This is a genomic window from Aquimarina sp. AWH4_224 (assembly GCF_056160245.1).
The window spans coordinates 65544-78006 of record NZ_JBSWWU010000004.1 but is presented as its reverse complement, the minus strand read 5'-3'; the positions used below and the strand labels follow the sequence as shown (position 1 = coordinate 78006).

At 36.2% G+C, this 12463-nt stretch carries 8 protein-coding genes; 2 read left to right on the top strand and 6 right to left on the bottom strand.

All coding sequences use genetic code 11. The features are described 5' to 3' along the window. Positions 1-285: 285 nt before the first annotated feature. Positions 286-3534, bottom strand: coding sequence for a CHAT domain-containing protein (locus tag ACXAGJ_RS09245; protein WP_474839148.1), 3249 nt, complete (start codon positions 3532-3534; stop codon positions 286-288). 440 nt (positions 3535-3974) lie between these two features. Continuing rightward, on the bottom strand, positions 3975-4502 hold the full coding sequence (locus tag ACXAGJ_RS09240; RefSeq protein ID WP_474839146.1) for a hypothetical protein: 528 nt from the start codon (positions 4500-4502) through the stop codon (positions 3975-3977). Positions 4503-4798: 296 nt separating this feature from the next. Between ACXAGJ_RS09240 and ACXAGJ_RS09235 the strand changes: the two genes are divergently transcribed. Further along, a complete protein-coding gene (locus tag ACXAGJ_RS09235) occupies positions 4799-5200 on the top strand; it encodes a hypothetical protein (RefSeq protein ID WP_474839144.1) in 402 nt (133 codons plus the stop codon). Positions 5201-5266: 66 nt separating this feature from the next. Here ACXAGJ_RS09235 and ACXAGJ_RS09230 read toward each other — a convergent pair whose 3' ends face one another. Together ACXAGJ_RS09230 and ACXAGJ_RS09225 are read right to left on the bottom strand one after the other, a co-directional pair. Then, the gene (locus tag ACXAGJ_RS09230) at positions 5267-6226 is read right to left on the bottom strand and encodes an OmpA family protein (protein WP_474839142.1); all 960 of its coding nucleotides are present in this window, start codon (positions 6224-6226) and stop codon (positions 5267-5269) included. A 13-nt stretch (positions 6227-6239) separates the two neighbouring features. Further along, on the bottom strand, positions 6240-7004 hold the full coding sequence (locus ACXAGJ_RS09225) for an exodeoxyribonuclease III (protein ID WP_474839141.1): 765 nt from the start codon (positions 7002-7004) through the stop codon (positions 6240-6242). Positions 7005-7156: 152 nt separating this feature from the next. On the opposite strand from ACXAGJ_RS09225, the gene ACXAGJ_RS09220 reads away from it, so the two are divergent. Then, positions 7157-7525, top strand: a complete 369-nt coding sequence (locus ACXAGJ_RS09220; RefSeq protein ID WP_474839140.1) for a hypothetical protein — start codon at positions 7157-7159, stop codon at positions 7523-7525. A 10-nt stretch (positions 7526-7535) separates the two neighbouring features. Here the strand turns inward: ACXAGJ_RS09220 and ACXAGJ_RS09215 are convergent, their stop codons facing one another. Both ACXAGJ_RS09215 and ACXAGJ_RS09210 read right to left on the bottom strand, forming a co-directional pair. Beyond that, positions 7536-10595: a GEVED domain-containing protein gene (locus ACXAGJ_RS09215; RefSeq protein ID WP_474839139.1), complete on the bottom strand. Its 3060-nt coding sequence runs from the start codon at positions 10593-10595 to the stop codon at positions 7536-7538. A gap of 221 nt (positions 10596-10816) precedes the next feature. Further along, positions 10817-12352, bottom strand: coding sequence for a glycine--tRNA ligase (locus tag ACXAGJ_RS09210; RefSeq protein WP_474839138.1), 1536 nt, complete (start codon positions 12350-12352; stop codon positions 10817-10819). Positions 12353-12463 lie beyond the last annotated feature (111 nt).

The following is a 12463-nucleotide window of genomic DNA, read 5'->3' as shown; positions in this document are numbered from 1 at the left end:
CAAGCTCAAGGTTACGAATGACGTGTATATTGAAGCCAAGTACTATGACGATTACCCTTCGGCAAGCTCAGGGTGACAAATGGGAGGTGTATTAATTCTAAGAATTAACAGATTACCCTTTCGGCAAGCTCAGGGTTTCGAACGAGAGGAACATTGATACCAAGGATAATTGCAATTACCCTTCAACAGGCTTGAGTAGATCAATCAATGGATCATTCTCTTGGGAATACTCATAGGCAATCCAAGCATAATTGCAGAACTCTATAATTCTTTTAAAATCCTATTTTACCCTCTTTTGGTTTTCCGTATCAAAAGCAAAATAAGCATAACCATTACCCCAGCAATCAACCAATACCACCAATTGTTATCTGCAAATTGAATAGGCTCCGGATCGCCTACCAAATAAAATCCACCCCAATAAAAAGGAGCTACTCTATTCACATCAGCAGTATTGATATACTGTAGCTTGGCTTGTTGTAGTGCTTCTGCCTTATTCATTCCCTTTTTAAGGTTAGTATAGAAATACTTCATGAGTTCTGGTGTAGTTTGGTCAGAAACTTCCCAACTCGTTAGCAGCAAACTTTTTGTTCCTGCGTATTGAAATGCATTACCCAAGCTCATAATCCCCTCTCCTTTGGCAATTTTACCACTTCCTGTGTTACAAGCACTCAACACCGTAAGTTCTGCCGGGATATCTAGCGCAAAGAGCTCATGACTATATAAAAAATTATCCTCTATCGTATCATTGCTTTTGGTAAAAAACAATCTCGAATTTTCTGGTCTTTCATTGTCTACTTCGCCATGAAGTGCCAGATGCAAGATATTATATTTGTTAGCGTTCTTTTTGAAGTTGGTTTCTATAGCCTGAGAGCCAAAATAATATTCCCCATCAATAATGTTTGAAATCGCCTTAATCTCTTCACGAGTGCCTGGCAAATCATCCCCTGTATCTCGCAAGGCTGCCAAACTCATCGTTTTAGTTTGTTCGATACTTGTACTATCTGTAAAAGAAAAGGCAAGACACTCTTCGGCAACGTCTTCTCTTTTTGGTTCTTTAAAAGCATCAAACAAAAGGGTAGCAGAATTCGCATAACTGATGATATACTCCTTTACCAGATAGGGAAGTTCCTTAGGATTGTTAGCATCTGATCGCTCAGCCAATAACAGATCAAAATTAAGATGCCATAAAGGACCATCTGGCACAATGATTAATTGATTTCCTTTGATTTTTGATGCTATAGGACTAACTAGTTCTTGATATAGTTCATAGCCATATGTTTTATATGCTTTTAGCTCTTTGGAAGTAATGGATTGATTAAAACCGTTCACCTTGTTGGCAAGATCAGGAGTCGCTAATTCTTGCACATCAATGCTACTTTTGGTAATAGTAAAAGCATAAGTAGTACTGTCTGAAGTAAAAAACTCGAGCAATGTGGTTTGCTCATCGAGCTTACTTTGGATATCCGCAACAGAAATTACCTTATTTTGATACTTTAAATTATAGTATTTTGGATAATTGGTCTCTATCACTGTAGTCAATGAATCCTGTTTTCTGTTTATATCAAAAAGTTGATTTTCGAATTCTGAAATTTTTAAAGAGTCGGCAGACTCTTCGGATCCTAAATTTATTATTTGAGATTGCAACCTTGATTTATTGACTTTTAGATTCCTATTAAAATAGGACATAGCCTCTGGCAATAAAAAATCATTATTTAACTCAATATCAGCAAGTAGCTCCTGTAGTATACCTGATTTACTTCTTTCACTATAATAGAATGCTTTACTCAGCGCCTTCTTATCTTTAAAATCTCCTTCCAAAATCAATTGAAGCCTAATAGAGGCTTCATATATTCTATTTCGCTTTTCTGCCAAAGAAATTTTATCCTTATGACTTTGATAAGTTTGATTCAATTTAAATAATAAAGAATCAGCCTTTCTGTATGTGACAAGACTAGAATCCACTAGGTTTTTATTCTTATGAATTTCATATAAGGATAAAAAGGAATCAGCCTTACCTTTTAAAGTTGATAACAAAACCTGTAGATCATAATAATGGTCTAAAGCAAATTCATCTCTTTTAACAAAACTTCGGTCTTTTTTTGTATTTAATTCCAATGCTCTGTTATAAAATACTATTGCTTCATCATATTTCTTCTGTTTAAAATAGACTTTAGCAATCCGATCTATAGCTATAGTTGTTATAGGATTATATTGTCCCGTTTTATACTCTAAAATTGTCAGTGCTTTATCAAGGAATAGGTTTGAATTTTTATAATCACCTGTTTCTATATATATGTCAGAAATTAAAGAATAGTTATCCATAACCATATTATGTTCTTTACCGAATATATTGATTAAGACAGTAGTGGATTTTTGATACGATTCTAAAGCCAAATTGTATCTTCCCTGATCTCTATAGGCATTACCTATATTTAAATGAAGTTTAGATTCAATTTGCAAGTTATCTTTACTCACTTTTTTTAAAAGATCTAACCCTGCATGATAGTAAAAAAGTGCCTTGTCATTTTCATTTTTCACATTATATAGCCCTCCTATGTTTAAATACTGACTACTTAATTTTGCATTGCTCTCCCCTAGGATCTCAGTATAGATTTTGAGACTTTTTTCATAATATCTCAAAGCCTTATCATACTCTCCATTATCACGAAATATTCCTCCCATGTTGTTATAGATGACTGCCACATCATTATTATTAACACTATTATTTTTATAGTAGTTTAAAGCTAAATCATAGTAGTTTAAGGCCTCTTTACCCATATTCATGTTTTGAAAAGCACTTCCTAAATTAACATAGGCTTGTGTGACAGATAAATTCTCTTCGCCATAAACTTTAGACATAATCTCTATCTTTTTTTTATGATATTTTATAGCTTCATCAAACCTACCCATTCGATCAGAAATGACACCTAAGTTATTGTAAATAATACCATTTTTAGGGTGATCTGGACCCAACACTTCTAGCATTATTTCTAGAGCTTTATTATTATACAATAGTGCTTTGGGGTATTTAGAAGTATGGGTATAAATTAAAGCTAAATTACTGTAGGACTTGGCTTTATCAAAATGAATTTCAGGCAATATTTTTGTTCTAATCTCCAATGCTTTGTTATATAATTCTAAGGCTTTATCAATATCTCTAGAGATCAAATAAGATTTAGCAATGTTGTCATAGGCATATGCAGCTTGAACATGATCTTCCGAAAAGTGTTCTTGACAAATTGTAAGTGCCTTTTTAGCATTTACTAATGCATCATTGATCTTATATATTCTTAATTGACTATCTGACAACCCATTATAACTTGCCGCCATACGCTCCAACATATTATTCTTTTCATAAATGGATAATGCCCGATTAAAATAAACGATAGAACTATCCATTTTTCTTGCTTGTAATAAAGAATCCGCCTTTTGATAGTACTGCCATGCCACAAGCGTATCATTACCGGATTGAGCGCTTAGTGAGTTTGTACATAAGAATAGAAAAAGCCCAACAAAAAGAAGTATATATTTCATGATAAGATGAGATGTTTACTAGTGTATAGCAAAGTAAATGAAAATGTTACCCTTCGGCAAGCTCAGGGTTACGAACTAGAGATATATTGAAGCCAAGCACTATTGCGATTACCCTTTCGGCAAGCTTAGGGTGACAAACGGGAGGTGTATTAATTCAAAGGATTAACAGATTACCCTTTCAACGAGCTCCGGATTACGAACGAGAGGTAAATTGACGCCATGCCATGGGTAATTGAGATTTCCCTTCGGGAAACTCAGGATATGATCAAAAAGTAATTTGGCTCAATGGGAAAATCCAGTACCTCTGGAAAACATATGGATACAATACTGTTTCTAAGACAAATTTGCTTGATCATCTTATCTAAAGGAAATCGATTAGATTTAAGCACCCAAGTACACGCCTCGGGGGAGTTACCTAGGGGACAGAAAAACAAGACATACTACTCCTGGGTATTCGCTTTTTTGGTAATACCACATTTCCTCCTCACGGTTCTTTCGGCAAGGGCAGCAACATTTCTGGCCTGACCTTCAGACCCTCCGTCTTTAATCACCTCTTCGTATACGGTTTTGTTTTCCAAAAGACCTCGTAACACGCACATAAATCCTGGGCTGTCTTTACCCTTGTAAAGCTTCTTTTTTTTAGGTTTAACGGCCAACTCCCCGAATAAACGATCTTTTAATACTTTATCTTTTTGGACTTCTAATACAAATGCGTAAAAAACATTTTGATCTGCCGGATCCAGATCATTCACCTTATCCAAAGCGTTGTTATACTCATCATTGGTAAAGCTAAAATAATCATAGATGTCTATGTAGTTGACTTTCACCTCTTCTTCCTCTGGCACTTCTTCCTCGTCCTGATATTCGTCTTCGTTTTGGTACTCTTCTTCATAGTACTCTTCACTTTCCTGGCTTACTCCTTTGATCACAGATAGTAGTACTAGTACAAAAATAGGTAGCCTCTTCATGGCGCTGTAGTTTTAAATTAATGGGGTTTAATAAACGTTTCGCAACGTCCTTTTATTACTTGTCTTCCTTATCTTTATGTTTTTTAGAAAAACAATATGCTTACGCAATATATGCATAATTTAGTATTTTAATTTGGTTTCCTAAATCCGTGGCACACTTTTTGGTTTTTGTGAAATAAATTAAGTAATTTAACCCTGTTTTTAAGGTTATTTTAACAATAAAAAATAAATTTTTCCGTTTGCAAACAGGCGGAGTTAACTTTAAAACTAAATACATTTTTTAACACCCAAACATTATGAAAAAATTATTTCTACTTACATTTGTGCTATGCGCAGGATTATCAGTTCAGGCTCAACAATATAATTGGAGAGAACTTGATGAGCTTCATGAAAAAGAATTATATCCATTAGCTAAAGATGTTTCTGAAATTACGGATAAAGTAATTGCCAACGGTAACGTAATTTCTATTGTAAAAAGTACTGGAACTACTTCTTTGGTAAAGGAATTGGATAAGTCTGTCCCAATTACATTTTATAATTACAAATTACTTACGTCTACTGGTAGAGAACTTAAACTTACAGACCCACTAATGGCCAATAAAGTAGTAGACAAGTTTTTTGACGTCTTAAGACGCGTAAAAGAAAATGCAAAATCTGATAACGAAGAAGAAATTAGAAGAATTCTTGATGAATTATAGAATAAAAGAAAATCATAAAAAAAGCGACCCAATTAGGGTCGCTTTTTTTATGATTTTACTGCACTACTAGATATCGTTGAGCAACTTGGTAATCTCATCTAGTTTAGGGGTCAAAATCACCTCAATTCTTCGGTTTCTACTTTTACCTTCACTACTCTCATTACTAGCCACAGGAGCAAACTCTCCTCTACCTGCTGCAGTAAGATTTTGCGGATCGATCTGGTTATTCTCCAGCAGAATATTTACAATAGCTGTAGCACGCTTGGTGGATAAATCCCAATTACCAGATAGTTGCCCATTACCTGTATAAGGTACATTATCGGTATGCCCCTCGATCAATACTGCTATATCCTGGTTCTCTCCCAATACATTTCCTAATTGCTTTACCGCTTTTCTTCCTTGACCACCTACAGCCCAGCTACCGGACTCAAACAACAGTTTATTTTCCATAGAAATGTATACTTTTCCATTACGCTCTTCTACGGTTAATCCTTTCCCTTCAAAATTGCGCAATGCTTTGGATATGGCATCTTTGAGCGATTGCATCTTGGCGTCTTTGGCAGCAATTAATCCTTCTAACTCATCAATTCGCTGGGATCTGGCATCCAAATCACGTTGCAATTGATCCAATCGTGTACGTTCTTGTGCCAATGCTCGTTCTTTGTCCTCTAATTGAGATAATAACTCTCGATTGCGTTTGCTATTGGCAGCAATGGCAGCAGAACTGTTTTTCTCCAGCGCATCGTACGAGTTTTTTAAGTTCTCATAATTAGCCAAAGCAGCATTGTATTTTGCTTGCAAAGCTTCTTTTTCGGCAAGCATTTTTTGATATTGTTCATCCAATTGCGCCAAAGCTTTCTCATTAGCCTTATTTGATTGTTCTAAGGCAGAAAACTCATCTTGCATTCTACGATTTGCTCTTTTTAAATCGGCATATTTGCTTTCTAAATCCTTATACACTTTTGAGGAAACGCAAGAAGACATTACCGTTCCAACAAGCAGTACACATACAATTCTTTTGATCATATTATTGTTTTTTTTACACTTCTAATTCTACTACGATAGGGCAGTGATCACTATGTTTTGCCTCTGATAATATAACGGCTCTTTTTAGTTTATCTTGTAAAGGTTCTGCTACCATTCCGTAATCCAAACGCCATCCTTTGTTATTAGCTCTTGCATTGGCCCTGTAGCTCCACCAGGAGTAATTATGAGGTTCTTTATTAAAATGCCTGAAAGAATCAATAAATCCGCTCTCCATAAAGCTTCCAATCCATTCTCTTTCTACGGGTAAAAAACCAGATACATTTTTATTACGCACAGGATCATGAATATCGATAGCCTCATGACAAATATTATAATCCCCAAGAATCACCAAATTAGGATAAGTGCTTTTTAATTCATTGATATAGGTCTGAAAATCTGCCATATATTTTAGCTTATGTTCCAAACGATCCATATTGGTTCCACTTGGCAAATACAAACTCATTATCGATACCCCATTAAAATCTGCCCTCAAATTACGGCCTTCAAAATCCATGTAATCTATCCCAGTTCCATATTCGACATGATCGGGTTCGGTTTTAGACAAAATAGCGACCCCGCTATAGCCCTTTTTTTGAGCACTATACCAATAATTATAGCTGTATCCGGCATCAGCAAATATCTGTAGATCTAATTGTTCTTTATTGGCTTTAATTTCTTGTAAACAGATCACGTCTGGATCCGCTTGAGTAAGCCAATCAATAAATCCTTTATTGATTGCTGCGCGAATCCCATTTACGTTGTAAGAGATGATTTTCATGAACTACGATTTAAATTTTTGTAAAAATAAAACTTAGTTTATTTCAATATTCTAAATACCTCTTAAACTTTGCATCGTTGCAAGTAATCTTTTGTGTCATACAATAATTCTGAGATTTTTTTATGATCTTTATTGAAAACAATCCACAAATCATGATAAACACACTCAAATTAACCGGATTCTTGCTACTACTTAGCGTTTTTAACTGTGGTCCAGCAAAAGGCGTTGCCGCAAAGGATACCGCCGAAACCTCGGCAACAACTCAAAAAGTCAGTGCTGCCGAAATGATAGAAAAAGGATTTCGTAAAGGAAACATACAGGTGAGTAAAACACAAGGTTGTCCTTATATTCTAAATATTGAAGAATATAAGGACAACCTTGATCCTATAAATATTGAACAGTTTTTTAAAAATGATATTCCCGAAAAGGTCTGGGTAAAATTTGCCAGTCTTCGAATGAATAGCCGTTGTAGTATCGCAAGGCCAGTATCAATTCAAGAAATTAGCAAAAGAGAAGAGTAAGAGCATTATACTACCTTACTACAAACCCAGCTACATCACCACTACTTTTGCTTTCTCCAAATCTTGCAAAATAGACTCCAGATCTTGCAAAAGACATATCCAACGTATATTCAAATCTATTACTGGCATCTCTTTTTACCAGATTTGAAGCAACAATTTGTCCGGTGATACTAAAAATATACACTCTTAACTCCTCTGGAGCATTAGAATCTACCTTGGTAATCAAAAACTGATTATCTGGTTGTGTAACCACGATAAGATCCGTATTTGCTATAGGTTCTGGATCTGGTTCAACCACATCTTCTTCGGAAATTTCGGCAATATAATCATGTGTACTACCAAATTGCATAGAACCACAAGGATTATTCAAAGGATCTCCATCATTCAAATTAGTATCTCCAGCTCTTATTCTAAATAAGTGTCTCCCCAAAGCAGCATCCTCGGCAATAGTGATATCAAAATCAATATTCGTATTTGCCGCTGTAATGATCCCATTGCTTAGAATCAACTCACTATCCTCAAATATATTATTGTCATTAAAATCAATCCATATCGAGCATCGTTCAGCACCATTAGGGTCTCCAAATCCAGATTGCACCGTAACTGTGTACGTGCTCACCAATCGATTTAATTCTATTATAAAGTCTGCTGTAAAATCTTCGTACCCCGTAGTACAGGCAATAGGAGAGTTGGTAACGTTAGACAAAATAAACGAAGTAATCCCATCTCCAAACTGACTACAATTGGCTGTGGGAGCACAAAGTTGGTTTACTATTGTTCTATTAATTACATCATTAGCAGTTTGCTGATCTGTAGTAAGCGCCGTACCTATTTCAAAAGTATAAGTATCAAATGCCTCTAGATCTGCTGTAGTGGTAAAAGTATATTCTGCTGATCCTAATGATTCTATTGTACCTGTAAACACTTCATTTACCGGAGCCCCGCCATTAATTGTATAAAACACAGGGATATTGGATTGAGGTGTCCCTCCAAAATTATTAATGATTATAGTTATTTCTTGGGTTGAAGTAAACTGACCTGTTGTCGTAGGTGATACTAATTCAAAAATCCCTACATCATTAGCTAATAAATTTTCTACACTTTTGGTCGCACAATCATTATCCGGAAAACTATCTCCGGCCAGATTAGTTTCTGCATTGATAAAAAATTCATCCCCTGTAGAAAAATCTGCCTGCGTAGCAAAAGAGAAAGAAGCAGTTTCTCCTGGAGCTAATGGGCCTGCAAATAACTCTGTCTGATCCGCTCCTCCATTTACAGAATATACTACCGGAATATCACTTTGAGCTGTTGTCCCAAAGTTTTTAATCGATATTGTAATGGTTGTTAAACCCGTAAAAGTTGCATCATTTGGTGAATCCACACGAACCACTCCAACATCATTGGCAACATCATCACCCACAGTAAATACCCCAACTACATCTCTAGCATTGTTCCCTGTAGCTTGAAAATACTCGGCAATATGCCAAAACGTTCTATCATCTGCTGGGTCTACAGAAAGATGCGCATAATCTCCGTAACGATTTCCTCCGTTTCTTTGTATGTCGGTCCCTATCGCTATATCTTGTTCTGTTATCGTCATTGTTCCTGGGGGATCTGTTGCCAATCTTCCTGTATATCGAATAGAAGCAAAACTGTTTGCTGTGGCTCCATCCTCGACGGTACCCATAGTAGTATAAGCCATTCCAATATTTCCGAAAATATCCATCGCCATACTCCCACACCATGCACTTTTTCCGTCTGGAGAAGTATAGGTTCCTTCTTGAAATACCGTCCAGGGTTGTCCGTCTCCATTTTGACGCAATTCGTACCATCTAATTCCTGCCACATTATCAATATCTGCACCTGACGTATCCTGTCTACTATCGATATCAATCGCAAAATTTAACACTACCGAGTTATAATCACAAAATCTTCTGTAATTGGTAGCATACATTACGGTTCCTTGCAATGCATCGATATCACTTCCACCTGTTGGTTGCGGTAAGTTACCAAAATCTCCTCCATCAAAAGTAGTATCAAAAGCAGAAATAGCACCACTACTAACAGTAAGTTCTTCTGCCTCTGCAATAGTAGATTGTTCAATATTATTCCAATCAACATTAATCTCCCAAAGTTTTAACTCATCTTCTGCAACACCTGTCCACGCATCATCCTGAAAGTAAATAACTCGTGCGTCTCCTTCTGGGGGTAATTCTGAACCAATAGCATTAAAAGATGCCGGGCTATAGAACCCAAAATCTCTAACTCCCGGTAAAGGGAATCCAACAATTCGAGCATCTTCTCTACCTTGTAACATAAGATCTCTTTCAATCACATATACAACTTCACTGTTACTCTGATTTCCCTGATCTTTATTAGCAGTAATATAATACCCATCAGACCAGATTGAAAACTTGGTATAGTCTGGAAAAGTTCCTGTAAAGAAACGGTAAGTAAACCACCCATCATTAACAGGATCTGGTCCTTGACCTACAGCAACCAAAAATCCATTTTGTGGATCTTCCGGATTGAAGGGATCTCCATCAAACTGAGTAATTACAAAACGATCGGCAAAACTATCGTAAAACACGATCGGATCTCCCAACGTTTCTCCAGGGAAAATGGAAGCCAAAGATGTAGATGGCACCAACACATTTCCTGATCGGTCATGAATAGCAAACGAAGAGTTTCTTGCACTTACATAATGGTTAGGTCCTATAGCACCCGTAGGGTCAGAAGGTGCACTATTTGTCGAAGTAGCTTCAAAAGTTAAGGAAGGAGCTTTTCCTACTCTTGTACCTTGCATACTTTTTTGCTTAAACAAAAGTGGATCTTCGCCATTTATTGGTCTCCCTTTTCCAGGAACAATTTGATTTGCTCCCATTCTTTTGGGATTCACTTCTCCTTTTCTTGGTGTTTCGGGGATCAGTTTCTTTCCTGACAAAGGACCAACTTCTATCATAGATGTAGCTTGACCAAAAAATGTAGCATTAGCAGTTTCCTTTTTTTGAGAAAATCCAATGGCTACAACAAACAGAAAAGCGACACAAACAATTTTTTTTAATAGCATAGCAACTAACGTTTTATGAGTGTCTAAACTCTTTAGATTGCGGCTAAAATACAATTTAACTTCTATATATGACAATCCACAAATAGTATTTCTGAATTATCATTTAAAAACCATGCTATCTTCAAAGCTTGAAACCCAGTAATTAATATCATTTAAAAACAAATAAAGCTGTCTTCGATTATATTAGACAGCTTTATTATCAAAACGTTTGATATGATATATTATTTTAACCAATACTCGGCATCAGTTTTCTCGGATATAATGGTTTTAAGATCTGTAATAGCCACTCTTTTTTGCTCCATGGTATCTCGATCACGAATGGTTACGGTCTGATCATTCAAAGTGTCATGATCTATGGTAATACACAATGGTGTACCATTGGCATCTTGTCTTCTGTAACGTCTACCAATTGCATCTTTTTCATCGTAGATTACATTAAATTTCCATTTCAATTCTTCTACTATTTTGTGTGCTACTTCGGGTAACCCGTCTTTTTTCACCAATGGCAAGATAGCCGCTTTTACTGGTGCTACCACAGCAGGAAGTTTTAAAACCACACGACTTGATCCATCATCTAAACTTTCTTCTTGCAAAGCCGAAGAGAATACAGCCAGGAACATTCTATCCAATCCAACAGATGTTTCTACTACGTATGGCACATAACTTTCTTGTAATTCTGGATCAAAAAACTGTAATTTTTTACCAGAATATTCCTCGTGCGCTTTAAGGTCGAAATCGGTTCGGGAATGGATACCTTCCAATTCCTTAAATCCAAATGGGAAGTTGAACTCTATATCCGCTGCTGCATTAGCATAGTGTGCTAACTTGTCGTGATCATGAAAACGATAATTTTCTTCTCCTAATCCAAGTGATAAATGCCATTTCAGTCTGGTTTCTTTCCAGTATTCATACCATTTCATCTCTTCTCCTGGTCGGACAAAGAATTGCATTTCCATTTGTTCAAACTCACGCATTCTGAAGATAAACTGTCGTGCCACGATTTCATTTCTGAATGCCTTACCCGTTTGTGCAATTCCAAAAGGAATTTTCATTCTTCCGGTTTTCTGAACGTTAAGGAAATTCACAAATATCCCTTGTGCAGTCTCTGGCCTAAGGTAAAGATCAGTAGCACTTTCTGCCGAAGCTCCTAGTTTGGTTCCAAACATGAGATTAAACTGTCTAACCTCTGTCCAGTTTTTGGATCCGCTTTCGGGACAACCAATCCCAAGATCTTCGATTAACTGTTTAAAGCCAACAAGATCATTTTCCTCCTGAACCCTAGTGAGCTCAGCAGTAATTTTATCCATTTCTTTTTGACGACGAAGTACATTAGGGTTTGTACTTCTAAACTCATCTTCATTAAAAGCATCACCAAAACGTTTTTTGGCTTTGGTAATGTCCTTTTGAATTTTCTGATTGATTTTTTCTCTGAAATCCTCTACCAAGACATCAGCACGGTAGCGTTTTTTCGAGTCTTTATTATCGATGAGTGGATCATTAAAAGCATCCACATGTCCAGAAGCTTTCCAAGTAGTTGGGTGCATAAATATAGCCGCATCAAGACCTACAATATTCTGATGCATATATACCATACTTTTCCACCAGTACTCTCTGATGTTTTTTTTCAGCTCTGCTCCATTTTGTCCATAATCATATACCGCACTTAATCCATCATAGATTTCACTAGAACCAAAAATATACCCATACTCCTTGGCATGGGCTATTACCTTCTTAAATTTATCTTCTTGCTTTGCCATTGCGCAAAAATAGTTGAATTTGTATGAATTGAAAACGAATTTATTGAGTTTAATGAGAACTCCCAAAAATTTCTAAAAAATGCATAAAAAAACCGCCATATCAATCTCAAT

Excerpts from the sequence above, each read along its gene's own strand:
- ACXAGJ_RS09235 (WP_474839144.1), top strand. The coding sequence starts at position 4,799 with ATGAAAAAATTATTTCTACTTACATTTGTGCTATGCGCAGGATTATCA.
- ACXAGJ_RS09245 (WP_474839148.1), bottom strand. The coding sequence starts at position 3,534 with ATGAAATATATACTTCTTTTTGTTGGGCTTTTTCTATTCTTATGTACA.
- ACXAGJ_RS09225 (WP_474839141.1), bottom strand. The coding sequence starts at position 7,004 with ATGAAAATCATCTCTTACAACGTAAATGGGATTCGCGCAGCAATCAAT.
- ACXAGJ_RS09210 (WP_474839138.1), bottom strand. The coding sequence starts at position 12,352 with ATGGCAAAGCAAGAAGATAAATTTAAGAAGGTAATAGCCCATGCCAAG.
- ACXAGJ_RS09240 (WP_474839146.1), bottom strand. The coding sequence starts at position 4,502 with ATGAAGAGGCTACCTATTTTTGTACTAGTACTACTATCTGTGATCAAA.
- ACXAGJ_RS09230 (WP_474839142.1), bottom strand. The coding sequence starts at position 6,226 with ATGATCAAAAGAATTGTATGTGTACTGCTTGTTGGAACGGTAATGTCT.
- ACXAGJ_RS09220 (WP_474839140.1), top strand. The coding sequence starts at position 7,157 with ATGATAAACACACTCAAATTAACCGGATTCTTGCTACTACTTAGCGTT.
- ACXAGJ_RS09215 (WP_474839139.1), bottom strand. The coding sequence starts at position 10,595 with ATGCTATTAAAAAAAATTGTTTGTGTCGCTTTTCTGTTTGTTGTAGCC.